This is a genomic window from Phenylobacterium sp., from assembly GCF_031984885.1.
GTDB lineage: Bacteria > Pseudomonadota > Alphaproteobacteria > Caulobacterales > Caulobacteraceae > Phenylobacterium.
The window spans coordinates 157,834-183,592 of the sequence record NZ_DAMABV010000006.1; the positions used below are offsets into that span (position 1 = coordinate 157,834).

At 69.1% G+C, this 25,759-nt stretch carries 23 protein-coding genes; 9 read left to right on the top strand and 14 right to left on the bottom strand.

The window, feature by feature from the left end; all coding sequences use genetic code 11:
- Positions 1 to 8 precede the first annotated feature (8 nt).
- Both RTL41_RS11100 and RTL41_RS11105 read left to right on the top strand, forming a co-directional pair.
- The gene (locus tag RTL41_RS11100) at positions 9 to 1,229 is read left to right on the top strand and encodes a CoA transferase (protein ID WP_312164317.1); all 1,221 of its coding nucleotides are present in this window, start codon (positions 9 to 11) and stop codon (positions 1,227 to 1,229) included.
- A complete protein-coding gene (locus RTL41_RS11105; protein ID WP_312164319.1) occupies positions 1,226 to 2,005 on the top strand; it encodes an enoyl-CoA hydratase-related protein in 780 nt (259 codons plus the stop codon). The genes RTL41_RS11100 and RTL41_RS11105 overlap by 4 nt, the downstream gene beginning before the upstream one ends.
- Positions 2,006 to 2,122: 117 nt before the next feature.
- Here the strand turns inward: RTL41_RS11105 and purM are convergent, their stop codons facing one another.
- The gene (gene purM / locus RTL41_RS11110) at positions 2,123 to 3,151 is read right to left on the bottom strand and encodes a phosphoribosylformylglycinamidine cyclo-ligase (protein WP_312164321.1); all 1,029 of its coding nucleotides are present in this window, start codon (positions 3,149 to 3,151) and stop codon (positions 2,123 to 2,125) included.
- A 92-nt stretch (positions 3,152 to 3,243) separates the two neighbouring features.
- Between purM and rnd the strand changes: the two genes are divergently transcribed.
- Positions 3,244 to 4,431: a ribonuclease D gene (gene rnd, locus RTL41_RS11115; RefSeq protein WP_312164323.1), complete on the top strand. Its 1,188-nt coding sequence runs from the start codon at positions 3,244 to 3,246 to the stop codon at positions 4,429 to 4,431.
- 24 nt (positions 4,432 to 4,455) lie between these two features.
- Here the strand turns inward: rnd and RTL41_RS11120 are convergent, their stop codons facing one another.
- The gene (locus RTL41_RS11120) at positions 4,456 to 5,619 is read right to left on the bottom strand and encodes an MFS transporter (RefSeq protein WP_312164325.1); all 1,164 of its coding nucleotides are present in this window, start codon (positions 5,617 to 5,619) and stop codon (positions 4,456 to 4,458) included.
- 92 nt (positions 5,620 to 5,711) lie between these two features.
- Between RTL41_RS11120 and RTL41_RS11125 the strand changes: the two genes are divergently transcribed.
- A complete protein-coding gene (locus tag RTL41_RS11125) occupies positions 5,712 to 6,629 on the top strand; it encodes a LysR family transcriptional regulator (RefSeq protein WP_312164328.1) in 918 nt (305 codons plus the stop codon).
- Positions 6,630 to 7,014: 385 nt separating this feature from the next.
- On the opposite strand, the gene RTL41_RS11130 is transcribed toward RTL41_RS11125, so the two are convergent.
- The 9 genes from RTL41_RS11130 to RTL41_RS11170 all read right to left on the bottom strand — a co-directional run bounded on the left by RTL41_RS11130 (position 7,015) and on the right by RTL41_RS11170 (position 19,407).
- Positions 7,015 to 8,280 (bottom strand): serine hydrolase domain-containing protein, encoded by a 1,266-nt coding sequence (locus RTL41_RS11130; protein ID WP_312164330.1) that lies wholly within the window; start codon positions 8,278 to 8,280, stop codon positions 7,015 to 7,017.
- A gap of 72 nt (positions 8,281 to 8,352) precedes the next feature.
- On the bottom strand, positions 8,353 to 9,738 hold the full coding sequence (locus RTL41_RS11135; protein WP_312164331.1) for an alkaline phosphatase: 1,386 nt from the start codon (positions 9,736 to 9,738) through the stop codon (positions 8,353 to 8,355).
- The gene (locus RTL41_RS11140; RefSeq protein ID WP_312164332.1) at positions 9,704 to 11,971 is read right to left on the bottom strand and encodes a TonB-dependent receptor; all 2,268 of its coding nucleotides are present in this window, start codon (positions 11,969 to 11,971) and stop codon (positions 9,704 to 9,706) included. The genes RTL41_RS11135 and RTL41_RS11140 overlap by 35 nt, the downstream gene beginning before the upstream one ends.
- 106 nt (positions 11,972 to 12,077) lie before the next feature.
- A complete protein-coding gene (locus tag RTL41_RS11145) occupies positions 12,078 to 12,989 on the bottom strand; it encodes a S1/P1 nuclease (RefSeq protein WP_312164334.1) in 912 nt (303 codons plus the stop codon).
- Positions 12,990 to 13,083: 94 nt separating this feature from the next.
- Positions 13,084 to 14,619 carry a Ppx/GppA family phosphatase gene (locus RTL41_RS11150; RefSeq protein WP_409418324.1) on the bottom strand — a complete coding sequence of 512 codons (1,536 nt, stop codon included), beginning with the start codon at positions 14,617 to 14,619 and terminating at the stop codon, positions 13,084 to 13,086.
- On the bottom strand, positions 14,600 to 16,798 hold the full coding sequence (locus RTL41_RS11155) for an RNA degradosome polyphosphate kinase (RefSeq protein ID WP_312164338.1): 2,199 nt from the start codon (positions 16,796 to 16,798) through the stop codon (positions 14,600 to 14,602). The genes RTL41_RS11150 and RTL41_RS11155 overlap by 20 nt, the downstream gene beginning before the upstream one ends.
- A 60-nt stretch (positions 16,799 to 16,858) precedes the next feature.
- Positions 16,859 to 17,443, bottom strand: a complete 585-nt coding sequence (locus RTL41_RS11160; protein WP_312164340.1) for a DnaA ATPase domain-containing protein — start codon at positions 17,441 to 17,443, stop codon at positions 16,859 to 16,861.
- Between the two features lie 204 nt (positions 17,444 to 17,647).
- Entirely contained in the window at positions 17,648 to 18,412 is a 765-nt protein-coding gene (locus RTL41_RS11165) for an arginyltransferase (protein ID WP_312164341.1), read from the bottom strand.
- Positions 18,413 to 18,501: 89 nt separating this feature from the next.
- The gene (locus tag RTL41_RS11170; protein ID WP_312164343.1) at positions 18,502 to 19,407 is read right to left on the bottom strand and encodes a flagellar motor protein MotB; all 906 of its coding nucleotides are present in this window, start codon (positions 19,405 to 19,407) and stop codon (positions 18,502 to 18,504) included.
- An 85-nt stretch (positions 19,408 to 19,492) separates the two neighbouring features.
- Between RTL41_RS11170 and RTL41_RS11175 the strand changes: the two genes are divergently transcribed.
- Complete coding sequence (locus tag RTL41_RS11175) at positions 19,493 to 20,347, top strand: NAD(P)-dependent oxidoreductase (protein ID WP_312164345.1); 855 nt, start codon at positions 19,493 to 19,495, stop codon at positions 20,345 to 20,347.
- A 3-nt stretch (positions 20,348 to 20,350) separates the two neighbouring features.
- Positions 20,351 to 20,806: a hypothetical protein gene (locus RTL41_RS11180; RefSeq protein ID WP_312164347.1), complete on the top strand. Its 456-nt coding sequence runs from the start codon at positions 20,351 to 20,353 to the stop codon at positions 20,804 to 20,806.
- Positions 20,807 to 20,836: 30 nt separating this feature from the next.
- On the opposite strand, the gene RTL41_RS11185 is transcribed toward RTL41_RS11180, so the two are convergent.
- The 3 genes from RTL41_RS11185 to RTL41_RS11195 are packed head-to-tail and all read right to left on the bottom strand — an operon-like array spanning position 20,837 to position 22,700.
- Complete coding sequence (locus tag RTL41_RS11185) at positions 20,837 to 21,220, bottom strand: NUDIX domain-containing protein (protein WP_312164349.1); 384 nt, start codon at positions 21,218 to 21,220, stop codon at positions 20,837 to 20,839.
- A complete protein-coding gene (gene hemB, locus RTL41_RS11190; RefSeq protein ID WP_312164351.1) occupies positions 21,217 to 22,224 on the bottom strand; it encodes a porphobilinogen synthase in 1,008 nt (335 codons plus the stop codon). The genes RTL41_RS11185 and hemB overlap by 4 nt, the downstream gene beginning before the upstream one ends.
- Complete coding sequence (locus RTL41_RS11195) at positions 22,221 to 22,700, bottom strand: hypothetical protein (protein WP_312164354.1); 480 nt, start codon at positions 22,698 to 22,700, stop codon at positions 22,221 to 22,223. Before RTL41_RS11195 ends, hemB begins: the two co-directional genes overlap by 4 nt.
- A 105-nt stretch (positions 22,701 to 22,805) precedes the next feature.
- On the opposite strand from RTL41_RS11195, the gene RTL41_RS11200 reads away from it, so the two are divergent.
- From RTL41_RS11200 to RTL41_RS11210, 3 genes are read left to right on the top strand one after another with little or no spacing between them, the layout of a single operon-like run.
- Positions 22,806 to 23,945, top strand: a complete 1,140-nt coding sequence (locus RTL41_RS11200) for an isobutyryl-CoA dehydrogenase (protein WP_312164356.1) — start codon at positions 22,806 to 22,808, stop codon at positions 23,943 to 23,945.
- Positions 23,942 to 24,988 carry an enoyl-CoA hydratase/isomerase family protein gene (locus RTL41_RS11205; protein WP_312164358.1) on the top strand — a complete coding sequence of 349 codons (1,047 nt, stop codon included), beginning with the start codon at positions 23,942 to 23,944 and terminating at the stop codon, positions 24,986 to 24,988. Before RTL41_RS11200 ends, RTL41_RS11205 begins: the two co-directional genes overlap by 4 nt.
- 45 nt (positions 24,989 to 25,033) lie before the next feature.
- The gene (locus tag RTL41_RS11210) at positions 25,034 to 25,753 is read left to right on the top strand and encodes a methyltransferase (RefSeq protein WP_312164360.1); all 720 of its coding nucleotides are present in this window, start codon (positions 25,034 to 25,036) and stop codon (positions 25,751 to 25,753) included.
- The last annotated feature ends 6 nt before the right edge of the window (positions 25,754 to 25,759 follow it).

Consider the following 25,759-nt stretch of genomic DNA (forward strand, 5'->3'; position numbering starts at 1 on the left):
GGCAGGGGATGTACGATCTTCTCAAGGGCCTGCGCGTGGTCGAGGGCTCGGCCTTCGTGGCCGGGCCGACCTGCGGGCTCTATCTGGCGCAACTGGGCGCGGAGGTGATCCGCTTCGACAATATCGGCGGCGGCCCCGATTTCCGCCGCTGGCCGCTCAGCGAGGGCGGCGAGAGCCTCTACTGGGAGGGGCTGAACAAGTCCAAGAAGTCGATCGCCATCGACCTTTCGCGGCCGCAGGGGCGCGAACTGGCCGCCCGGCTGGCCGCCGCGCCGGGCGAGGAGGGCGGCGTCTTCGTGACCAATTTCCCGGTCGAGGGCTTCCTCTCCTACGAGAAGCTCAGCGCCCTGCGGCCCGACCTGATCTGCGCCCGGGTGATGGGTTGGGCCGATGGCGGTCCAGCGGTCGACTATACGGTCAACAGCGCCGTCGGCGTGCCGATGCTGAACGGCTTTCCCGAGGAGCCGCGGCCGGTCAACAACGTCCTGCCGGCCTGGGACCTGCTGACCGGGGCCTACGCCGCCTTCGCCCTGGTCTCGGCGCTGCACGCCCGCCAGCGGGACGGCAAGGGGCGCGAGATCCGCATCCCGCTGTCGGACGTCGCCGGCACGACCATGGCCAATCTGGGCTATCTGGCCGAAAGCCTGGGCGGCCAGGACCGCCAGCGCATGGGCAACGACCTGTTCGGCGCGTTCGGCCGCGACTTCATGCTGGGGGGCGGCCAGAGGATCATGCTGGTGGCGATCACCCCGCGCCAGTGGAAGGGGCTCACCCAGGTCCTGGACATCGAGGCCGAGGTCGCGGCTCTGGAAGCCGAGCTGGGCGTCAGCTTCGCCGCCGACGAGGGCCTGCGCTTCGATCACCGCGGCCGGCTGTTCCCGATCTTCGAGGCCGCCTTCGCCCGCAAGACGCTGGCCGAGCTGCAGCCGGCCTTCGACAGGGAAGGCGTTTGCTGGGGCCCCTATCAGCCCATGAGCGCCGCGGCGGAGGATCCGCGCCTGATCAAGGGCAATCCGGTGTTCGCCGCGGTGACCCATCCCAGCGGACGGACCTATCCGACGGCGGGCTTTGCCGGGACGATCCCGCAGGACGAGCGCGCGCCCGCGCGCCCGGCCGCCAGGCTGGGCCAGCATACCGACGAGGTGCTGGCCGCCGTGCTGGGCCTGTCGGACGGCGAGATCGCCAGACTGCATGACGCCGGCGTGGTGGCCGGCCCGGAGGGACGATGAGCAGGAATGTCGAGGTCAGCGAGCCGTCGCCCGGGGTCAAGGTCGTCACGCTGACGCGTCCGGACGCCGCCAACGCGCTGAACACCGCCATGGGCGAGGAGCTGCTGGCGCTCTGGACGGCCATGGCCAAGGACGCCTCGGTGCGCGTGGCGGTGCTGACCGGCGCAGGCCGGTTCTTCTGCGCCGGCGCGGACCTGAAGGAACGCGACGGCATGTCCGACCAGGCCTGGTCGGATCAGCACGTGATGTTCGAGGCGATGATCCGGGCGCAGTTGGCCTGCCCGTTCCCGGTCATCGCGGCGGTGAACGGCGCGGCCATGGGCGGGGGGTGCGAGATGGCCCTGGCCTGCGATTTCGCCTGGGCCTCACAGACGGCGCGGCTCGGCCTGCCCGAGGTCGGGCTGGGGATCATTCCCGGGCTGGGCGGCACCCAGTACATCGTCCGCGCGGCCGGCGAGCGGCGGGCGTCCGAGCTGCTGATGTCCGGCCTGCCGATCGACGCCGCCCAGGCCCTGGAGTTCGGCCTGGTGAACCACGTCACCCCGCCCGACGAACTGATGCCTCAGGTGCTCGAGCGCGCCCGGGTGATCGCCGGCAAGGCGCCGCTCTCGGTCAGGGCGCTGAAGAAGGTGGTGCGGGGCGGGGCCGCGCTGCCGCTGGGCAAGGCCATGGCCCTGGAACTGGTCGAGTACAATCGCTTGTTCAAGACCAAGGACCGCCGCGAAGGCGTGGCGGCGTTCAATCAGAAGCGCACGGCGGTGTTCCGGGGGGAGTGACGCCAGCGTCCCGGTTTCGGCCGCAGGCCGAAGACCGGGATTCATTCGCGTCCCGGCTTCGTGACGATCGGCTGTTCCCGGACAGCCGCTGCGCGGCTTTCAGGACGACACGGGCCGCTATTCCGCCGCGGCCAGTTCCCCGCAGACGAACGCGTCTTCGCCGGCGTGCAGCAGGCCGTCCAGGACGTCGGGCAGGTCATGCGGATCGACGATCAGGACCAGGCCGACGCCGCAGTTGAAGGTGCGGCGCATCTCGTGCTCGGCGACGCCGCCGACCTCGGCCAGCCACTGGAACACCGGCGGCATGGTCCAGGCGTTCCAGTCGAACTTCGCAACCAGGCCCTCGGCGATGGCGCGGGGCGGGTTCTCGATCAGGCCGCCGCCGGTGATGTGGGCGCAACCCTTGATGCGGCCCTTCTTGATCTGCGGCAGCACGCTCTTGATGTAGATCCTGGTCGGCGCCATCAGCGCCTGGGCCAGGGTCTTGCCGTCCTCGAACGGGGCAGGGGCGTCCCAGGCCAGGCCCGAGTGTTCGACGATGCGGCGCACCAGCGAATAGCCGTTGGAGTGCGGGCCCGACGAGCCCAGGGCGATCAGGATGTCGCCCGGCTGCTGGGCGTCCAGCTTGGGCAGCACGCCGGCGCGGTCGACGGCGCCGACGCAGAAGCCGGCCAGGTCGTAGTCGCCCTCGGAATACATGCCCGGCATTTCGGCGGTCTCGCCGCCCACCAGGGCCGCGCCGGCCTGGGTGCAGCCCTCGGCGATCCCGGCCACTACGCGCGCGGCGGCCTCGACGTCCAGCTTGCCGGTCGCGAAGTAGTCCAGGAACATCAGCGGCTCGGCGCCCTGGGCCAGCAGGTCGTTGACGCACATGGCCACCAGGTCGATTCCGACCGTGTCGTGCTGGTCGGTGTCGATGGCGATCTTCAGCTTGGTGCCGACGCCGTCCGTCGTGGTGACGAGCAGCGGATCCTCGTAGCCGGCGGCCTTCAGATCGAACAGCGCGCCGAAGCCGCCGAGCGCCGCATCGGCCCCGGGACGACGCGTCGCCTTGGCCAGAGGCTTGATACGCTCTATCAGGGCGTTTCCGGCATCGATATCGACGCCGGCCTGGGCGTAGGTGAGGCCGTTGGGCCGGTCGGTCATGTGACGCCTTTGGGTACTAGACGATTAGAAATTGGCCGCTGCGCGCATCGGGCGCTTGCAGACTCGGCCCTGCGCGAGCGTATAGCTACTTGATGACGCCGATTACAACTACCGCCGAACTCCAGGCGTTCTGCGACAAGATCAAAGACCAGCCTTTCGTCGCCGTGGACACCGAGTTCATGCGCGAAACCACATACTGGCCGAAGCTCTGCCTTATCCAGGCGGCCGCTCCGAACGCCGAGGCGGTGATCGATCCCCTCGCGGACGGCATCGACCTTGAGCCGTTCCTGGTGATCCTGCGCGATCCCAGGATCGAGAAGGTGTTCCACGCCGCCCGGCAGGATGTGGAAATCTTCAACAATCTCAACGCGATGCCGACGCCTCTGTTCGACACCCAGGTGGCCGGCATGGCCGCCGGGTTCGGCGAGCAGATCGCCTATGACGCCCTGGTCCGCCAGATGCTCAAGGTCGAGATCGACAAGTCGTCGCGCTTCACCGACTGGGCGCGCCGGCCGCTGACCGACGCCCAGCTCGTCTACGCCCTGGGCGATGTGACGCACCTGGCGGCGCTCTACCCGATGCTGCGCGCGCGGCTCGAAAAGGAAGGCCGCCTGGCCTGGGTGGTCGACGAGATGCAGGGCCTGACCGACCCGGCCATGTACGACGTCAGCCCGGAAAACGCCTGGAAGCGGCTGCGCCCGCGCCGCCACACGGCCAAGTACCTGGCGATCTTCAAGGCGGTCGCGGCCTGGCGCGAACGCACGGCGCAGCAACGCGACCAGCCGCGGGGCCGGATTCTGAAGGACGACGCGATCGACGAGGTCGCCACCCAGGCGCCGACCGACGCCGAGGCCCTGGATCGCCTGCGCTCGGTGCCGAAGGGCTTCTCCGGATCGCGCTTCGGGCCGGACCTGCTCGCGGCGATCCGCGAGGCGCTGAAGGATCCGGAGGCCTATGCCCCGGTGATCGAGAAGACCAAGCACCAGCCGTCGCCGGCCGCCGGCGCCGTGGTCGAGCTGCTGAAGGTGCTGCTCAAGGCGCGTTCGGAAGACGCCGGGGTGGCGTCCAAGCTGATCGCCACGGTCTCGGACCTGGAGCAGATCGCCAACGACGACAACGCCAAGACCCAGGCGCTGACCGGCTGGCGGCGCGAGGCGTTCGGCGAGGACGCCCTGCGCCTGAAGCGCGGCGAGCTGGCGCTGGTGCTCGACGGGGCCCGGGTGCGGGTGGTCGAGGTCCGCCGCGCCCCCAAGGCCAAGGCCACCGAGGCGGCGGAGTAGTCTCCGCCGCTTCCGGTCGCTTCATCAGCAGGCGACCGCTTGCCGCGCCGCCAGTCGCTGGCTGAGCAGGGCGATCAGCACCGCCGCGGCGGGCATCAGCGCGCCGATCCAGGTGACCGCGCCCAGGCCAGGGCCATGGTCGATCACCGCGCCGCCGAGCCAGGCGCCGACTGCGTTGCCCAGGTTGAAGGCGGCGATGTTGAGGCTGGAGGCCAGGGTCTGCCCCGCGCCGCCGGCCGCTTCCATCAGGCGCAGTTGAAGCGGCGCGACCGTCGCGAAGGCGGCCGCGCCCAGCAGTCCGGTGAACGCCACGGCCGCGACCTTGCTCTCCAGCGCGAAGGTCATGGCCAGCATCACCACGGTCAGGGCGATCAGCGTGCCGAACAGGGCAGGGTTGAGCGCCCGGTCGGCGGCCTTGCCGCCCAGGAAGTTCCCGGCGACCAGGCCGCCCCCGAACACCAGCAGGATCGGTGAGACCGCGGCGATCGGAAAGCCGGTGATCTGGGTCAGGATCGGCTGGATGTAGGTGAAGACCGCGAACACCCCGCCAAAGCCCAGCACCGTCATCAGCAGGCCCAGCAGCACCTGCGGCCGGCGCAGGACGGCCAGTTCCTCCAGGAGCGCGCCGGGCTCCGCCGCCTGCTCGGCCCGCGGAACGAAGGCGGTGAGGACCGCCGCGGCGAAGACGCCGATCCCGGCCACCGCCCAGAAGGTCGAGCGCCAGCCGAAGCTCTCGCCCAGCCAGGCCCCGAACGGAACCCCGACCAGGGTCGCGGCGGTCAGGCCGGTGAACATCAGCGCGATCGCCGAGGCGCGCTTGTCCGGCGCCACCAGCCCGGCCGCGACCACCGATCCGACGCCGAAGAAGGTGCCATGCGCCAGCGCGGTCACCACCCGGGCGATCATCAGGGTCGTGTAGTTCGGCGCCAGGGCGCAGGCGAGGTTGCCGAGGGTGAAGATGACCATCAGGGCGACGAGGGTGGTCTTGCGCGGCAGCCGGCGCGTGGCGATGGTCAGCAACGGCGCGCCGGCGAACACGCCCAGGGCGTAGCCGGTGATCAGCAGCCCGGCGGCCGGGATCGAGACGCCGAGGTCGCCAGAGACCTGCAACAGCAGCCCCATGATGACGAATTCGGTGACGCCGATCCCGAAGGCGCCGGCGGTCAGGGCGTAGAGGGCGATGGGCAACGGACTTCTCCAATGGCGACCGGCGCTAGATGGAGCTTTTCGTTCCTGTGAAGTAGATTGCCGTCCGGCACATCAGTTGTGAGTTCAAGTCAATGTCGCGCGCCGACGTGAACCGCTCGACCGAGATGGAAGTCTTCGTCCGGGTGGTCGAGACCGGCGGCCTCTCGGCGGCGGCGCGGGCGCTGAAGCTGACGCCGTCGGCGGTCAGCAAGCTGATGTCGCGCCTCGAAACGCGGCTGGGCGCGCGGCTGCTCAACCGCTCGACCCGCAAGCTGCAACTGACCCCCGAGGGCGAGGCGTTCTTCGCTCGCAGCGTCCAGGTGCTGGCCGACATCGACGAGGCCGAGCGCGAGGTGCTGGCCGGCGCGGCGCCGCGCGGGCGGGTGCGGGTCAACAGCGTGGTCGACCTTGGCCGTCAGTTCGTCCTGCCGCTTGTGCCGGCCTTCCTGGAGCGACACCCCGACGTCACCCTGGACCTGGTGCTGACCGACCAGGTGGTGGACCTGTTGGGCGAGCGCGCCGACGTCGCCATCCGCATGGGTGCGTTGCGCTCGTCCAACCTCACCGCCCGCAAGCTCGGCGAAAGCCCCGCCGTCGTGGTCGGGTCGCCGGCCTATCTGGCGCGCCGGGGCGTGCCGATGCGGCTGGAGGACCTCGCCCACCACCATCAGATGGATTTCACCTTTACCCGCAGCGTGCGCAACTGGCCGTTCCGGAGCGCGGACGGGGAGATCGTCTACCTGCCCGGCGCCGGCGGGGTCCAGGTCGGCGACGGAGCCAGTCTGCGCCGCCTGGCCCTCGAAGGCGCGGGTCTGGCGCGCCTGAGCGTCTTCGCCGTGGCCGACGACATCAGAACAGGGCGACTGGTCCCGGTGCTGGAGGCGTTCAATCCGGGCGATGTGCTGGAGGCGCACGCCGTCTTCCTGGGCCATGGCGGGCGGCTGCCGGCCCGGGTGCGGGCCTTCGTCGACTTCCTGGCGGCCAATATCCGCCTGCCGAAGCTGCCTTAGCGACGAAGCTGTGGATAACCTGCGGGCCTTGCGCTGCTTCGCCTACCGTCGTTCGCCAATGCAGTTGCGCACCGGTTGTCCACCGAACACGGTTCTTGTGAACCGTGGCGCCGCTTGCCAGCTTGGGCGTTCGGAGCGAGGCTGAACTTGTCGAGAGGAAACGCGGCGCGGCGGACCGGGAGACCGGAACGAGAGGCGAGCGGAAGGCTCCAAGAGACGCAGCCGAGGGGCGACCCGAAGCAGCCTATCGAAGACGCCACGACGATGGACGCGGCCGCCCAGAGCAATCTCGCCGGCCAAGGACGTCGAAGACCTCGAGGCGTTCAGGCCCTCGGGCCTGGAATGAGAAGGCGACGCCGTGGGCAACCGCAGCGCCGCCTTCTTGCTATTGGGCGTTCTGGTTCCCGGCCTCATTCAGCGCGCCGTAGACCAGGGGATACGAAATCGCACGGACTTCCGGCGTATCGCGCCCGGGGATCGAGCCGTTCAGGTTCTGGATCATGCCGACGAAGACCAGGTCGTTGGTCGGGTCGATCCAGAACCAGGTCCCGAAGGCCCCGCCCCAATAGTAGCTGTCCTTACCCTGAGGCGTCTCGGCCTTGGCCGGATCGAGGATCACGGCGAAGTCCATGCCGAAGCCCACGCCCTGCATGCTAGGGCCATAGAGATCGACCAGCACGCCGTCCTTCAGGACATTCTGGCGCATCAGCTTGACGGTTTCGGGCTTCAGGATGCGGGCGCCGTCGAGTTCACCCTCGTTCAGCAGCATCTGCGAGAACCGCCAGTAGTCCTCGGTCGTCGACAGCAGGCCGCCGGACCCCGACAGCAGGGCGGGCTTGACCGAGGGATCGACCGGATTGGGCGGAACGATCAGCTTCTTCGCCGCGTCATAGGTGTGGATGGAGGCGACGCGCGGCACGCTCGCGGCGGGGACCGAGAAGCCGGTGTCGGTCATCTTCAGCGGCCCGAAGATCCGCTCCTGGAAGAACACGTCCAGCGGTTGGCCCGATAGCTTCTCGACGATGTAGCCCTGGATGTTGACGCTGGGGCCATAGCGCCAGTCGGTCCCCGGCTGCACGGCCAGCGGCAGCTTGGCCAGCTTGTCGATCATCGCCTGCAGCGGCTGATTGCGGTCGGCGATGTCCGGCGCGTAGCCCGCCGAGACATCGAAGCCCGCCGTGTGACTCATCAGCTCGCGCATGGTCATGGGGTGGCTCTGGGCGACCAGGGTCCCGTCCGCGCCCTTGACCTTCAGGTCGGCGAACTCGGGGATGTGCTTGGCGACCGGGTCGTCCAGCTTCCACTTGCCCTCTTCGTAGAGGATCATCATCGCCACGCCGGTCACCGGCTTGGTCATCGAGGCGATGCGGAAGACCGTGTCGCGCCGCATAGGCGTCTGGGCGACGACGTCCTGGACGCCATAGGCGTCGAAGTGCGCGACCTTGCCATGGCGGGCGACCAGCGTCGTGACGCCGGCCAGCCGACCCTCGTCCACTAGGCTATGGAAGGTCTTGTCGAGCGCGGCCAGGCCGTCCTTCGACAGTCCGACTTCGGCCGGGTCTGCCAGCTTGACCTCGGCGAAGGCCGGCCCGGCGACGATGGTCGCCGAGGCCAGCAGTCCAGCCAGGAAGTTCTTGCGCGTGATGCCCATAACGTTTCCCCGAGAGATTCTCGTTGGCGAATTCTAGGATCAGGTACGTGCTTGTGGCTAGGGGCGGCGCGGCTAGAGGCCAAGCGCCTCGCGCATCACCTGGTAGAGTCCGGGCTGGTCCATCAGGCCGCGCACCTTCTCCGCGCCGGGACCGCGGGCATAGGCGGCGACGTCCTCGCCCGTGTGCGCCGCGCTGAAGAGCGGGATCGCCGCATAGGTCAGGCGGTCGGGGTCGTCGATGTTCGCCGGCGTGGGCGTGGAGCGCGACTCCCCCGGCTCCGGCGCGCCGGGGCCCGTGGCGTACATCAGGATCGGCACGGTCTTGCCGTCCAGCGCCACCGGCGGGTCGTCGTCGCTGCCCTGCAGGACGCCCAGGATCGAGGTGTCCCGCGCCCCGCCGTTGATGGTCAGGCCATGGCTGTGGTCGGCGGTGACGATGATCAGGGTGTCCTTCGGATCGGTCATCGCCGCGGCCGTGGCGATCGCCTTGGAGAACTCCACCGTCTCGTTGAGGGCGTCGTTGGCCAGGTTGATGTGGTGCGCCTTGTCGATCAGCGCGCCCTCGACCATCAGGAAGTAGCCCTGCTTGCGCCCGGCCAGCAGTTCGATGGCCTTGGTGGTCATCTCGGTCAGGGTCGGGGCGTCCGTGCCGGTCGCCTGCCGCGCGCTCTCGCGCATCATGTTGTTGGGCGCGAACAGCCCCAGCAGCCGCGACGTCGTCTTCGGCGTGGCGGCGAGCTCGGTTCCCGTCTGCACATAGGCGCCGCCGGCCTTGCGCCATTCGGCGGGCAGGTCGCGCCCGTCCATGCGCTTGCCGTCCTCGGCGACGAAATTGGCCTGGCCGCCGCCCAGCATCACGTCGAACTGGGCGGACTTGGGCAGGTCCAGCATCTGCCGGGCGATGTCGACGCAGCCGGCGGCGACGGCTTCGGGCGGCATGTCGGCGTCCGCCTGCCAGCGCCGCGAGGGCGTGTGCGCATAGAGCGAGGCGGGGGTTGCGTCGGTGATGGCCGCGTTGGAGACCACGCCCACCGCCAGTCCCGCCTTCTTGGCCTTCTCCGCCAGCGTCGGGACGCTCTGCCCCTTGGCCGAGGCGCAGTCGGCGAAGACGATCTTGTCGCTGACCCCCAGGGCGCCGTTCAGCGTGCGATGGCCGGTCAGCAGCGCCGAGGCGCCGGCGGCGGAGTCCGTCACCAGGCTGTCGGCGGAATAGGTGCGCACCAGGGCCAGGTCCGGAAAGGCCTCGAACGACAGGCGGTTCGAGGCGCCGTCGACGCCCCGCTTCTGCCCGTCATAGATCCGCGCCGCGGTCAGGGTCGAAACCCCCATGCCGTCGCCGATGAACAGGATCACGTTCCTGGCCCGCTCGGCGGCGAAGGCGGGGCTGGCCGCGGCGCAGATCGCGCCGGCCGCAAGGAGGGCGCTAAAACCGCGCCGACAGTCTGACAAAGTACTCACGCCCATCGACGCCAATTCCGCCTGCTTCTGTGTAGGGACGGCCGTCGTTCGAGCCGACGACCTGGTCGGGGTACTCATCGGTGGCGTTGATCACGCCTGCATGAAGGGTCAGTGTCGGATTGATGTCATAGGCCGCCGTCAGGTCGAGCGTGACGTCCTCGCCGAAGGTCTGCACCGGCCCCAGCGGCGCGGCCCGGTACTTGCCGAACCGCGCGACGTCGGCCAGCAGCCGCCAGCGCCCGACGTCGAGGCCGAGGTTCAGGGTGATCTTGTCGCGCGGCTGGGCGTCGGTCAGCACCCCGATCGACTGCGACCCCAGCAGAGCCAGTTGCGGCAGGACCGGATTGATCGCCAGGGCGGTGACGTCGTTGTCATAGGCGCCATAGGCCAGGGTGGCCGAGAACCGCCCGTCCTCGCCGACCGGGGTCCACCAGGTCAAGGCCGCTTCCCAGCCCTCGGTGCGGGTGTCGGCGGCGTTGGTGAAGAACCGCACCTGCGAGGCGTTGGTGATCCCCCGCGCGGCCAGGATGGCGGTGACCGCCGGGCCGGAGAGCGATTCCGACAGGGCGATGCGGTCGTCGATGTCGATGCGGAACACGTCGGCGGTGAAGCTCAGCCGCGGGATCGGCGTCAGCACCACCCCGGCCGAGACGCTGCGCGAGGTCTCGGGCTTGAGGTCCGAGGCGCCCAGGGCGCGGGCCACCGGATCGCCGACCCCGAAGGTGCCGACATTGACCAGTTGGCCATTGGAAAGCTGGCTGGTGACGGTGGCGAAGTACTGCTGCTGCAGGGCCGGGGCCCGGAAGCCGGTGCTGGCCGTGGCCCGGACCGCCAGCCAGTCGCTGGCGCGCCAGAACAGCGAGGCCTTGCCCGTCGTCTTCTCGCCGAAGTCGCTATAGCTCTCGAACCGGGCGGCCAGACCAAGGTCGAGGCCCTTGATCGGGCTCAGTTCGCCGTCGACGAAGGCGCTGAAGGCGTTGCGGTCCACGTCGACCGGGCTGGGCGGGTTGTAGCCGGGGAAGCCCTGCGCGCCGGCGCCCGCGAACGAGGCGGTCTCGCCGGGGCTGATCTTGAACATCTCGAACCGATGCTCGGCGCCGACGGCGAGGTGGGCGCCCGCCAGGACCTCGTAGCGGCGCGACAGGGTCAGGTTGACCAGGTTCTGGGCGTAGCGGGAGCCGCCGGACTTGAAATTGCGCGGGCTGGCCGCACCCAGCGAGGTGTTGACGCTGTTGGAGACGGCGAAGTCGCCGCGGTTGTAGCCGACGGTGTCGGAGAGATCCCAGTCCCAGCCGGCCATCACGCCGCGCGCGCCGACCGCGCCGCCGACATCGGTCATGTCGAACTCGATCAGCGGCAGGAAGCCCTGCGGATAGACCGCCGGGGCGACGCTGGGCAGCCTGAACAGCGGCGTGCTCTCCGAATAGCGGCGATCGAACGTCGCAAAGCCGTAGAGCGTCGTATCGCCGACCGGCAGCTCGGCGTTGGCGGCCAGATTCAGGTCAGTGGATTCCGGATCGCCATGGCGCTGGGTGACGCGGCCGATGCGTGGATCGATCCGCGCGGAATTGGTGAAGTTGCGATAGCGCGCCTCGGCGCTGAGCGTCAGGAAGCCGTCCTCGCCCAGCTTGAAGCCCTGGCGATAGGTTCCGATCGCCGTTTCGCCGTCGCCGTTCTCGGTCTGCCCGATCTGGAAGCTGCCCTGGCCGCCCTCGGCGTCGTGGCGCAGGATGATGTTGATGACCCCGGCGATGGCGTCCGAACCGTATTGGGCCGCCGCGCCGTCGCGCAGCACCTCGACCCGGGCGATGGCGCTGGCCGGAATGGTGTTGAAGTCGATCGGCACCGTGCCGCGGCCGACCGTGTTGTTGAAGTTCAGCACCGACGATGAATGCCGCCGATGGCCGTTGATCAGCACCAGCACCTGGTCGGGGCTGAGCCCCCGCAACGTCGCCGAGCGGGTGTTGGCCGAGGAGGGGCCGGTCGACGAGCGGGGGAAGTTGAAGGAGGGCGAGACGAACTGCAGGATCTTCGAGAGGTCGTTCAGGCCCCGGGCCGCCAGTTCCTCGCCCGAATACACGTCGACCGGCGAGGAGGTCTCGGTGGCCAGGCGCGCCGCGCCCCGCGAGCCGACCACCACCAGTTCGCCCAGGTCTTTCGGCGGGCTCTGGCCCCAGGCCTGACCGGCCATCAGGGCCAGTCCGGCCGCTCCCCACAACACCTTACGTCGCATGCCATCCCCCTTTGAGCGCTTGCGAAGCGGCTTGTGGCCGAGGGGATGGGCAGGGTCGAACGCAAAGCCTGCGACGGGCGTTGCGCGAAACGCAACGCGGGGCGCGTCAGTCCTTGGCGACCAGGGTCCGGGCGAGGTCGGCGAGCCGATACCCGGCCAGCGTCAGGCGGCGCTCGGCCTGGGCCGTAGCGTCGCGGACATAGGCCTTGCTCAGGTCGGGCGCCTCGGCCGCGGCGTCGCTCGACGTCAGGTCGGCGCGATAGGTCAGCGGCGCGGCGAGGGCGTAGCTCTCCCTGCGCCAGGCGCCGAAATCGGTCGGCTTGGTCTCCAGTTCCGGGAACGAACTGCGCGGATGGAGCTTCATGAGCGCGCGGGCCCGCGCCACCGCCTTCTCGGGTTCGCCGTCGCGATTGACCGAGTCGTCCCAGAACCAGTGCAGGCTGATCGGCTCGCCGGTCTTGGGATCGCGGACGTACTGCAGTCCGCCGCCGCGGTCGCCCTTGGGAAACCGGGCGGAGAAGAGTTGGGCGGTGTGCAGCGGCTGATGGATGTCGCCGGCGATGTGAAAGACCCAGGCCAGCGCCGTCGCGCGATCGGCGATGGGCGCGGCAGGGTCGCCAGCGACCGCCATGTTGAGGGCGAAGGCCTGATCGGCGGCCCCGGCCTGGTCGTCGGCCGGCGGCGCCGGCGGGGGTGCGCGGGAATCCACGACCGGGCTCAACGCATGGTGCCAGGTCGGATGGTCGTGCGCGCCGCCGCGCACATCGTCGGGCCAGCGGGCCAGCTCCATGAACACCCGCCGCGACCGCTCGTCGCCGGTCGCGCGGCCGATCGCGACCTCGAACGGGCCTCGGTCGGGATGGTGGGCGGCGATGGCCAGCAGTCGTTGCAGCGTCTCGGGATCGCTCGCGGCCAGTTCGTCATAGGCGATGGCGGCGGTGACCATGTGGCCTGGCCGGGTCCAGGCGTGGGCGGACGCTGGGATGGCCAGGACCAGGGCGGCGGCGAACAGGCGCATGTCGGTTTCCTCCAGAATGAGGACGCCTAGGTATCAGTCGTCTTGCGCGGCCATGTCGCAAAGGCCCGAACGCAGGTTGCGTCGCATGCAACGGCTAGCCGACCTGCAGCTTGAGCCGCAGGGCCTGGGCCAGGGTCTGGGCCCGCTTGGTGGTCTGCTCGCCCAGCAGCATGTCGCCCCAGCCGGGTTGGGCGGAGAGAACCAGCCGCTCGCCCTCGATGGCCAGGGTCGAGTGCGCGAGCAGGCCGGCGTTGCGGCCCGAGAGGTCGCAGCCCAGCCGGATCGCCGATCCCAGGGCGCGCGCCCGCTGGCGGCGCTCGCTGGAGAGCACCTTGGCGACGGTCCCGGGCTCCGGCGTGCTGGGGGCCGAGGAATGCCGGGCGAAGGCGGCGCTGGCCAGGAAGGCGCGCTCGGGATGGTTCATGCCCGCGATCGGCGCGCGCAGCACCTGCTCGAAGGCCAGTTCGCCCCGATGGTCGGGATGCAGCCGCGCGCCCAGGTCCGCCAGCCGGCAGGCCGCGGCGATGAGCGTCGGCTCCCGCGCGCCGAACACCGGCGCCAGCCGGCTGAAGGCGGGCGTCAGCCACCTGTGGAGCGCGACCCCGAGGTCGCCGGACAGGCCCCGCACCGTGGTCAGCGCCTCGCAGCCCTCGATCAGCGGGTCGCGGGCGGCTTCCTCCGGCGGCATGGCTTCCAGCAGCAGGCCCTCACGCAGGCCGTAGGCCGAGACCACGATCCGTTCGATGCCCAGGCGCTCGATCAGGGCGTCGAGCACCAGGGCCGAATAGGGCAGGGTGTCGAAACGCTTCTTCGACAGGCCCTGCATCCGCTCCAGGCTGCCCTTCGACTGGCGGGCGACGAAGCGGGCGACGTCCACGGCGTCGGAGCGGTTCATCTCGTACTGGTGGGCGACGCGCAGGGGATAGTCGGCCATCTCCATGTGCAGGAGCGCCAGGTTGCGCCACGCGCCGCCGACGGCGTGGAACTCCCGGGAGCGGAAGGAGAGGCCGGCGCCGTCGATCCGCTGCTCGATCACCTTGCGGACCTTGTCCAGGTCCAGGGTCTTGGGGGCCCCCAGCGCGAACGGGCCGAGCGGCAGGGTGATTCCGTCGCGCGGGGCGGCGGGGTCCAGGTGGACGAGCTCCAGGCTGGAGCCGCCCAGGTCGCCCACGACGCCGGAGGCGTCCGGTTGCCCGGCGATCACGCCCAGCGCCGCGTAGCGGGCCTCCTCGGGCCCTGAGACCACCCGCAGGCGCAGACCCGTCTCCATCTCGACGCGGGCCAGGAAGGCCGGGCCGTCGGAAGCCTCCCGCACGGCGGCGGTGGCGACGGCGAAGATGTCGGCCCGGTCCCAGCCGCTCAGTGCGGCCCGAAAGCGGCGCAGGGCGACGAGGGCGGTCTCCACGCCTTCCGGCGACAGGCGGCCGGTGGCCGGCAGGTCGCGGCCAAGCCCGGCCAGCGCCTTCTCGTTGAAGACGGTCCAGATCGCCCGGCCTTCCAGCCGGTAGATGACCAGACGCACGGAGTTCGAACCGACGTCGATGACGGCGGTCTGGCGGGAGCCCGGGTCTTGAAGCGCGTTCGCCCCAGGGTCGCCTTGGAAAGCCCGGCTATCCGCGCGGGGCCACATGATCGATCGCGCGCGGCATGTCCTTCACCTTCTGCCCCCGGCCCGACAGGCTGGGATTGGTCATGAAGTACTCGTGCGCGGAGAAGGCGCCCGGGTGGTCCCATGATGGGTCCCGGGTATAGCGGCCGTCCGCGTCGAGCGTCCAGCTTTGCGCTTCATCCTTCAGATTGGCCACCATGATCTGTTGCAGGACCTGCTGGTGGACCGTCGGGTTCTCGACGGGCGTGAGGCATTCCACGCGCCGGTCGAGGTTGCGGGGCATCCAGTCGGCCGACGAGATGAACACGCGATTCTCGGCCGAGGGCATCGCCGCCCCATTGGCGAAGGCGACGATTCGGGCGTGCTCCAGGAAGCGCCCGACGATGGATTTCACCCGGATGTTCTCCGACAGGCCGGGCACGCCGGGCCGCAGGCAGCAGATGCCGCGGATCACCAGGTCGATCTGCACCCCGGCCTGGCTGGCCTCGTAGAGGGCGTCGATGATCACCGGGTCGACCAGCGAGTTCAGCTTGGCCCAGATGGCGGCCGGCTTGCCCTCGCGGGCGGCCTGGACCTCGCGCATGATGAAGGTGAGCAGGTCGGCCTTCATGGTCAGCGGCGACGGCGACAGCTTTTCCAGGTGCTCGGGCCGGGCGTAGCCGGTGATGAAGTTGAACAGCTTGGCGCTGTCGCGGCCCAGGGCCGGGTCGCAGGTGAACAGCGACAGGTCGGTGTAGATCCGCGCCGTGACCGGGTGGTAGTTGCCGGTCCCGAAGTGGCAGTAGGTGCGAAGCTGGTCGCCTTCCTTGCGCACCACCATCGAGAGCTTGGCGTGGGTCTTGTACTCCACGAAGCCGAAGACGACGTGGACGCCGGCGCGCTCCAGGTCGCGCGCCCACTTCAGGTTGGCTTCCTCGTCGAAGCGCGCCTTGATCTCGACCAGGGCGGTGACGTTCTTGCCGTTCTCGGCCGCCTCGATCAGCGCGGCGACGATCGGGCTGTCGGACGAGGTCCGATAGAGCGTCTGCTTGATCGCCAGCACGTTGGGGTCGCGGGCCGCCTGGCGGATGAACTGGATCACCACGTCGAAGCTCTCGAACGGGTGGTGGACCAGGATGTCCTTGTCGCGAATGGCCGCGAAGCAGTCGCCGCCATAGTCGCGGATGCGCTCGGGGAAGCGGGCTTCGAACGGCTTGAACTTCAGGTCGGGCCGGTTCGACGGGATCAGTTGCGACAGCTCGTCCAGGCCCAGCAGGCCGTCGATGAGGATGATGTCCTCTTCCTTGGCGTGCAGGTTCTCGACGATGAAGTTGCGCAGTTCCTGAGGCATCTTGGCCTCGATCTCGACGCGGACGACCGACCCCAGGCGGCGCTGCTTCAGCCGCACCTCGAATTCGCGGACCAGGTCTTCGGCTTCTTCCTCGATTTCCACGTCGCTGTCGCGGATCAGCCGGATCACGCCCAGCGCCTCGACGTCGCTGTCGGGGAACAGGTGATCGAGGAAGAGCGCCGTCAGGCTCTCCAGGCTGATGAACCGGCGCTCGGGCCGCTTGCGGCGGCTGGGGGCGGCCGGCAGCTCCCAGAACCGGGCGACCTGGGCCGGGATCGGCACCAGCGCGTAGAGCATGCGCCCGTCCGACTTGCCCTTCAGCTTGAGCACGATCGAGAAGGCGAGGTTCGGGATGAACGGGAAGGGATGGGCCGGATCGATGGCCAGCGGCGTCAGCACCGGGAACACGCGCGAGAGGAAGACGCCTTCCAGCGCCTGCTTCTCCGCCGCGGTGACGTCGTTCGCCATGACGACCGTCAGGCCCTCGCCGGCCAGTTCTTCGCGCAGGCGCCGCCATTGCGACTGCTGGTCGGCCATCAGGTTGGCCGCCTCGGCGTTGACCCGCACCAGTTGCTCGGCGGCGGTCAGGCCGTCCTGGCTGACCGCGCGCACGCCTTCGCGGGCCTGGGCCTTCAGGCCCGCGACGCGGACCATGTAGAATTCGTCGAGGTTGTTGGCGGAGATCGAGAGGAACCGCAGGCGCTCCAGCAGCGGGTGGCGCGGGTTCTTGCTCTCGTCCAGCACGCGTTCGTTGAAGGCGAGCCAGGACAGTTCGCGATTGAAGAAGCGATCCGCTGAATCGACCAGTTCGGGGTCCAGGACCAGGGGACTGGCGTCGGCGGGCCGCGGCGGGGGAGCGGCGTAGGTCATCGAGGGCGCATCCGTAGGCATGGGCTGGTTCTGGACCAGCCGATCAGGTCCCGCAAGTCGTCAGTCGAATAGATCAAGATTCTCCATATCATCTTCAAGAATCTGTCGCGCAAGCATGCGCGAAATAGGGCGTTGTTCATCATCGGCGGCTTCGTCCAGCCGCTTGACGATCTCGTGTGCGAACGGGATCGACCGTTCCATGCGTCGCAGCAGGTACGGATAAACCTCCTTGGGCGGGCGAATGCTCCGCTCGCGGAAGAATTTTCTTAGGACGCCCTCCAGCACCTCGTCGTCCGGCTCCTCGATCTCGGCGACGAACAGCGCGTTCAGGCGCGAGCGCAGGTCGGGCAGTTCCGTGCGCCAGGCGGCGGGCGCCTCGCGGGCGGTCAGCAGCAGGCCGCAGCCCTCGCGCGCGGCCATGTTGATCAGGTGGAACAGCGCTTCGTCGTCGACGCCCTGGTCGACGTCCTCCAACAGCACGGGCCGGTCCGCGGCCGCGGCGACGTCCGGGCTCTTGCGATCGAGCGTCAGGGCCTGCGCGCGCTGCGCCCACTCCCGCGCCAGGTGCGTCTTGCCGCCGCCGGCCGGCCCGATCAGGGCCAGCGCGCCGCCCGGCCAGGCCGGCCATGCGTCCAGGGCCGCCATCGCCAGCGCGTTCGAGGGGCCCCTGATGAAGTCCTCACGGGCGAAGGAAGCCGGGCGCCGGAGCCTCAGGCGTAGTTGCCGCGTCATGCGCCAGGTCCAGACAACTGAAACACGCGCTCAATTTACCAAGACGGCCAGGGGCGGTCGACTTGGACGAAGGCGCTGCTTGGGGATGATTTGCCGATATCGCTGGAGAAACCGGCCTCAGGTCTCCGTAGTCCGCGCCTTGTCGCGCGCCGACATCAGCGACCAGCCTTCGGGCCGCAGCAGTTCGATCGGCGAGTAGCGGACCTTGTAGTCCATCTTCTCCGAACCGCGGACCCAGTAGCCGAGATAGACATACGGGATCTGCGTCAGGCAGGCCTGGACGACGTGGTCGAGGATCACGAACGAGCCGAGGCTGCGCTTGGTCAGGCTGGGGTCGTAGAACGAATAGACTAGGCTCAGCCCGTCGTTCATCAGGTCGACCAGCGCGCAGGCGATCAGGTCGCCCGGGCCGCCGTCCCTGGAGCGCAGGCGATACTCGATGATGTGGGTGCGGACCGCGGTGTCCTCGACCATGGCCACATAGTCGGGCCAGGTCATCTCGGCCATGCCGCCGTCGGCGTGCCGAGTGGTCAGGTAGCGGCGGAGCAGGTCGAACTGCTCCATCGTCGCTTCGGCCTCGACCAGGTGACGCTCCAGGTCCTCGTTGCGGGCCAGGGCCCGGCGCTCCGAGCGCGAGAACACGTAGTCGCGGGCCGGAAGCCGCGCCGAGACGCAGGCCGAGCAGCTTTCGCAGGCCGGGCGGTAGGCGATGTTCTGCGAGCGGCGGAACCCGACCTGGGTCAGGCTGTCGTTGACGCTGGCCCCGTCGGACAGCGGCAGGTGTGCAAAGACCTTCCGCTCATGCCGGTCCGGCAAGTAGGGACACGGACTTGGCGCGGTCAGGAAGAACCTGAGCTGTCGCGTCGGAAAGTGTTGCGTCACGGACGGCTCTCGAAACAGTGCGCCTGAAACCGATTAGGCGTCATGGGAAGCTCGGGCGCAAGCTCCCATGCGTCAGCTATGCAAACTCCTCACTGCAGGCCGTGATCCGGCGGCAGCACCGGCGCCTCGCGCAGCAGCACGATGGCGATGCGGCGGTTGCCGGCCAAGGTCGGGTCGTCAGGGTACAGAGGTTCGGAATTGGCCTTGCCGGACACCTGGTAGACGCGGTCGGGATCGACCCCCGCCGACTGCAGCACCCGGCGGGAGGCGTCGGCGCGGCCGGAGGAAAGCTGCCAGTCGCCGTCGGCCTTCACCCCGTTCGGGGACATGCTGGTGTGCCCGGACACGCTGATCCGGTTGGGAAGCTGGTTGATCACCCGGGCCACGGCGCGCAGCAGCAGCTTGGCGCGGTCGTTGGGTTCGGCGCGGCCGTTGGCGAACATCGAGCGGCCTTCCTGGTCGACCAACTGGATGCGCAGCCCTTCGGGCGTCACGTCGATCAGGATGTTCTTCGACAGCTCGGCCAGTTCGGGCATGTCCTGCAGCGCCTGGCGCAGGGACTGGGCGGCCGAGGCGAAGGCGGCCTGTTCGCGCTGCAGAACCGCTTCGCGCAGCGCCTCGGTCGAGGCCTCGCGCGCCATTTCCTTGGCCGCGTCGGTCTGGGTCCCGTCGTTGGGATTGCGCGACTCGGGCGCCATCTCCTCGATGATCGACTGCGAGCCGGCCGCCATGGCGCCGTCGTCGCCCAGGGCGGTGCCGCCCAGGATGCCGCCCGAGCCCGAGGTGCTTTCCGAGACGCTGGCGGGCGCGAAATAGTCGGCGATGCCGCGCTTCTGCTCGGGGCTGGTGGTGTTGATCAGCCACATCAGGAGGAAGAAGGCCATCATCGCCGTCACGAAGTCGGCATAGGCCACCTTCCAGGCGCCGCCGTGGTGGGCGTGCCCGTGGGCCTTCTTGACCTTCTTGATCAGGATAGGCGCTTCGCCCATCGCCATGGTGTTCTACCCCGGAAGCCCTGATTTCCGGGCAAGATGCGAGCCAGGCCGTTAAGATGGCGTTGAGCTTAAGAAGGAAGTTGGAATGAGAATCGCGTTCGTGGGCCTGGGCGTCATGGGCTTTCCGATGGCCGGTCACCTGGTCGGGGCCGGCCACGAGGTGGCGGTGTTCAATCGCAGCCCCCAGAAGGCCCAGGACTGGGTCGCCCAGCATCGCGGTCGGGCCGGGGCGACCATCGCCGAGGCGGCCGAGGGGGCGGAGATCGTCTTCCTCTGCGTCGGCAATGACGACGACGTCCGCGGCGTCGTCGCCCAGGCGCTGCCGGCCATGGCGGTGGGCGGGATCGTCGTCGACCACACCACCACCTCGGCCAAGGTGGCGCGCGAGATGGCGGCGTTGGCCCAGGAAAGCGGCCGCTGGTTCGTCGATGCCCCGGTCTCCGGCGGCCAGGCCGGCGCCGTGAACGGCCAGCTCACCGTCATGTGCGGCGGCGACCCGGCCGCCTTCGCCCGCGCCGAGCCGGTGATCGCCGCCTTCGCCAAGGCGACCCGGCTGATGGGCGGTCCCGGCGCGGGCCAGTTGACCAAGATGGTCAACCAGATCTGCATCGCCGGCGTCGTCCAGGGCCTGGCCGAGGGCCTCCACTTCGCCAAGCGCGCCGGCCTCGACCCGCTGGAGGTCGCCGCCGCCATCTCCAAGGGCGCGGCCCAGTCCTGGCAGATGGACAATCGCTGGACGACCATGAGCGAGGGCCGCTTCGACTTCGGCTTCGCCGTGGACTGGATGCGCAAGGACCTGGGCCTGGTGCTCGACGAGGCCCAGGCCAACGGCGCGCGGCTCGACATGACCGCCCTGGTCGACGGCTACTACGCCGAGGTCCAGGAGATGGGCGGCAATCGCTGGGATACGTCGAGCCTTGTGGCGCGGCTGGAGAAGTAGGGAATGCTCGAGCACGATGGCGTCGCGGAGAAAGCCTTCCTCGCCGAGTTCGACTTCAACTTTCCGTACGCAGACACGGTCGCGGCCAAGCGGCTAGTCGAGCGGGCTCAAGGCATCTCGTTGAACGCCGTCTTTTGCGTACTCAACGAGATTTGCCGAGCGCCCTATCCCGGTGTGGTGACTCGGGAGAGGCAGCGCGAGCTGCTTGAGCTATGGCGGATGGGACTTGATCATCCTCTCAAACAGTCCCTGGAACGCTGTGCGATCGCCTTAATCGATGACGCCCCTCTGCCTTGGGAGGAGAGCATGGAGATCATGCGGCTTGTTGGAACCTATCCAGCTCAGCGCGCTGCGCTTGGCATCGCCTACTGCTCGGGCGGCGGAGAAGTGGACGGCGATGCCCAGGCGCACAAACTCGATGGCGAAATTCGTCGCATGTGGGAGACGCAGGGCGTCTAAAGGGACCCATCGGCCCTTCCGTTCGGCCCTCTACCCCAGCCGCGGCAACACCTGGCGCTCCAGCAGCGGCGCCAGGCGCACCCGCGGCGGCGACTTCGGCTCGATCCAGAGCAGTTCCTCGATCTCGGCCTGGGCCAGGACGCCGCCGGCGACCTCGGCCAGGTAGATCGCGCCGTAGACGCGGGTGTCGGGCTCGTTGGCGGCCGGCGCGTCGAAGGTGCCCAGGTGCTGGGCGCTGACCAGGTCGCAACCGAGTTCCTCGCCCAGTTCCCGCGACAGCGCGTCGAGATCGGCCTCGCCGGGGTTGCGCTTGCCGCCGGGAAGCATGAACGCGCTCGTGCCGCGCTTGCGCACGGTCAGGACCCGGCCTCCATGATCGCGGATGACGCCGGCGACGATCTCGACCGCCTTCACGCCCCCAGCATCCGCGCGGCGCGCGGTGCGAAGTAGCTGATGATCCCGGCCGCGCCGGCGCGCTTGAAGGCGCCCAGGCTCTCCAGGATGGCGCGTTCCTCGTCGATCCAGCCGTTCTGGGCGGCGGCCATGATCATGGCGTACTCGCCCGAGACCTGGAACGCGAAGGTCGGCATGTTGAACTCGCGCACCACGCGGCTGACGATGTCCAGATAGGGCATGCCCGGCTTGACCATGACCATGTCTGCGCCCTCGGCGATGTCGAGGGCGACCTCGCGCAGGGCTTCCTCGGCGTTGGCCGAGTCCATCTGGTAGGTCTTCTTGTCGGCGGGACCGGCGGTGCCCAGCTTCCCCGAGCCGATGGCGTCGCGATAGGGGCCATAGAAGGCCGAGGCGAACTTGGCGGCATAGGACATGATCATCACGTCCTGCAGGCCCTCGGCCTCCAGCGCCGAGCGCAGCGCCCCGCAGCGGCCGTCCATCATGTCGGACGGGGCCAGGATGTCGCAGCCGGCCTTGGCCTGGACCAGGGCCTGCTCGACCAGGCGTTCGATGGTCGCGTCGTTGGCGATCTTGTCGCCTTCGATGACCCCGTCATGGCCGTGGTCGGTGAACGGGTCGAGCGCCACGTCGCACATGATCCCGACCTCGGGGGCCGCGTCCTTCATGGCCTTCACGGCCGTGGCGATGATCCCGTTCGGATCGGCGGCCAGCGAGCCGGCGGCGTCCTTCTTGGCGCCGTCGATGTGCGGGAAGATGGCGATGGCCGGAACGCCCAGCTTGCGGGCCTCGACGGCCGCCTTGGCGCAGTCCTTGACCGACAGCCGCGAGACGCCGGGCATCGAGGCGACCGGAACCTCGCCGTCGCCCTCGTGGACGACCATCGACCAGATCAGGTCGGCGGGGGTCAGGACGCTTTCGCGGACCAGGCGTCGGACCCAGTCGGCCTGGCGCAAGCGGCGAAGACGCAGGGCGGGGTAGGCGGCGAGGGGGGGCATGCTCATGAGCGCGCGCTGTGGCCCATCCCCTGCGCCGACGCAAGCCTGATGAAGCCCAGGGCCGGCGCGAACATCAGCCAAAGCCCGCCAATGGCCGAAAACAGCCCCATGCCGGCGATGAGGGCGATCAGCGTTCGGTCGACCGTGACGTCGGACAGCTTCACCTGGACCTGGTCGGGAATGCGCCAGCCGTCCAGGCGGGTGACCTGGAAGAGTTCCCCGGCGATGCTGATCACCGCGCCCAGGAAGCAGAGCCCCGCCGCCAGGGCGATGACGAAGGCCACCCAGAATATCCGAATCTGGAAACCGTAGTGCGAGCCGATGGTCGGCGGCGCCTCGTCACGCTGCGAATAGGCGATGATCGCCGCGATCAGCGCCGGCACGCCGGCGAAGAAGATCGCCGAGAACAGCAAGGCGTAGTTGATGTAGGCGAGATTGCGCGCGGACTCGCCAACGCGTCCGTCGACCGCTTGGACCGCCATGCAAATCACCCCGAGAAAGACCCGCCCCCGCGCGTCGCGTCGTTGACAGGTTGCTCCAGCGGAGCGACTTGCTCAAGTCAGCCTCTCAAATCCGGGTTGGAGCGAATGGATTTCACCCTCTCTGACGACCAACGCGCAATACAGGATGCGGCCAGGGCCTTCGCGGAGGCCGAACTTGCCCCGAACTCCGCGCGATGGGATGAGGACAAGCACTTCCCGATCGACGTCCTGCGCAAGGCTGCGGCCCTGGGCTTTGCGGGAATCTACATCGGCGAGGACGTCGGCGGCTCGGCCCTGACCCGGCTGGACGCCTCGATCGTGTTCGAGGCGCTGAGCTACGGCGACGTCTCGGTGGCCGCCTACCTGACCATCCACAACATGGCCTCGTGGATGATCGACCGGTTCGGGGCCGAGGAGCTGCGCAAGAGGTATCTGCCGCGCCTGACGACCATGGAGCTGATCGCCAGCTACTGCCTGACCGAGCCGGGCTCCGGCTCCGACGCGGCGGCCCTGCGCACCACCGCGACGCTGGACGGCGACCACTACGTGCTGAACGGCTCCAAGGCGTTCATTTCCGGCGGCGGGGTCTCCGATCTCTACGTTGTGATGGCGCGCACCGGCGAGCCGGGCCCCAAGGGCGTCTCGGCCATCGTGGTCGAGACCGGAACGCCGGGGCTCTCCTTCGGAGCCCAGGAGAAGAAGATGGGCTGGAACGCCCAGCCCACGGCCCAGGTGAACTTCGACAATGTCCGCGTGCCCGTGACGAACCGGATCGGCGGGGAGGGCGAGGGCTTCCGCTTTGCGATGATGGGCCTGGACGGCGGGCGGCTGAACATCGCCTCCTGCTCACTGGGCGGCGCGGCCTTCGCGCTCGACACCGCCCAGGCCTACATGAGCGAGCGCAGGCAGTTCGGAAAGCCGCTGGCCGAGTTCCAGGCCCTGCAGTTCAAGATCGCCGACATGGCCACCGAGCTGGAGGCCGCCCGGCTGATGGTGCGCCGCGCCGCCGACGCGCTCGACCATCGCGATCCGCAGGCCACCAAGTACTGCGCCATGGCCAAGCGCTTCGCCACCGACGCCGGGTTCGAGGTCGCCAACCAGGCGCTGCAGTTGCACGGCGGATACGGCTATCTGAAGGACTATCCCCTCGAGCGAGTCGTCCGCGACCTGCGGGTCCACCAGATCCTCGAGGGCGCCAACGAAATCATGCGGGTGATCATCGCCCGGGAGATGTTCCGGCAATGACTGACGAAGTCCTGATCCGCGTCGAAGGCGATGTCGGCCGCATCACGCTGAACCGTCCCAAGGCCCTGCACGCCCTGACCACGGCCATGTGCGCGGCGATGACGGACGCCCTGCTGGCCTGGCGCGACGATCCGGCCGTGAAGCTGGTCCTGCTGGATCACACCGGCGAGCGCGGCTTCTGCGCCGGCGGCGACATCCGCATGCTGGCCGAAAGCGGGGCGGGCGACGGCAAGGCCGCGCGCGAGTTCTTCTTCGTCGAGTATCGCCTGAACCATCTGCTGTTCGAGTACGCCAAGCCGGTCGTGGTGATCATGGACGGCGTGACCATGGGCGGCGGCGTCGGCCTGGCCATGCCGGCCGGCTATCGGGTGGCGACAGAGCGGACCACCTTCGCCATGCCCGAGACGGGCATCGGCCTCTTCCCCGACGTCGGCGGCGGCTGGTTCCTGCCGCGCATGCCCAGCCATATCGGGACCTGGCTGGCCCTGACCGGCGGGCGGATCAAGGCGGCGGACTGCGAGCTGGTCGGCGTCGCCACCGATTTCGTCGAGAGCGGCAAGGTCGAGGCGCTCAAGGCCGCCATCGTCGCCGACCCGGCCGCGATCGACGGCCTGCTGACCGACTACGAGGGCGACGCCGGGCGTCCGCCCCTGGCCGAGCATCAGGACGAGATCGACCGCATCTTCGGGGCCGACAGCCTGGAGGACATCCTCGCTCGCCTGAAGGCGGCCAGGACCGAGTGGGCCGACGAGCAGCTCAAGGTGCTGGCGACCAAGTCGCCCCAGACCATGAAGGTCGCGCTGCGCCAGTTGCGTCTCGGCGGGAAAATGGAGTCCTTCGCCGAAAACATGACGATGGAGTACCGTATCGGCGCCCGTGTCGTGCAGCGCCACGACTTCATCGAGGGCGTGCGCGCGGTCATCGTCGAGAAGGATCACGCCCCGCGCTGGAGCCCCGCGACGCCCGAGGCCGTCACCGAGGCCATGCTCGACGAGATTTTTGCTCCCCTTCCTTCCGCTGAGGAGTGGTCGCCTCTACCTTGACCCATAACGGCGGTCCGCGACGGAACCGCCGAGGGAGGACACGGGATGAAGCGCGAACTTTTGCTGGCCGCCGGCGCGGCCTTGATGTTGTGCATTTCCGGAGCGCAGGCCGCGCCGCCGGCCAACGTGACCGCCGCTGTCGCCGATGCCGGGCGGACCGACGCCGACAAGGCTCGCGACGCCGACAGGAAACCCGAGGAAATGCTTGAATTTGCTGGCGTAAAGGCCGGCGACAAGGTGGGCGAACTGCTGCCCGGCGGCGGCTATTTCACCCGTCTGCTGAGCGCCGCGGTCGGGCCGGACGGCAAGGTCTATGCCGGGGTTCCGGAGGCTGACGTCGAGAAGGCCAAGGCGGCGGCCAAGGGCAATGTCGAGGTCGTGGCCCTGACCCCGGGCGCGCTGGCCTTTCCCGAGCCGGTCGACCTGATCTTCACGGCGCAGAACTATCACGACTTCCACCTCAAGCGCCTGAACCTGGACGTCGCGGCGACCAACAGATCGCTGTTCGACGCCCTCAAGCCGGGCGGGACGCTGCTGATCATCGACCATGCCGCCGCGCCGGGATCGCCGGTCGAGGTCGCCGACACCCTGCACCGGATCGACCCGGCTGTCGTAAAGCGCGAAGTGGAAGCTGCCGGTTTCAAGTTCGTCAGCGAAAACAACGCCGTGCGCAATCCGGATGACCCGCATACGGCCAACGTCTTCGACCCGGCGATCCGCGGCAAGACCGACCAGTTCGTCTACAAGTTCCAGAAGCCCAACTAAGGACCC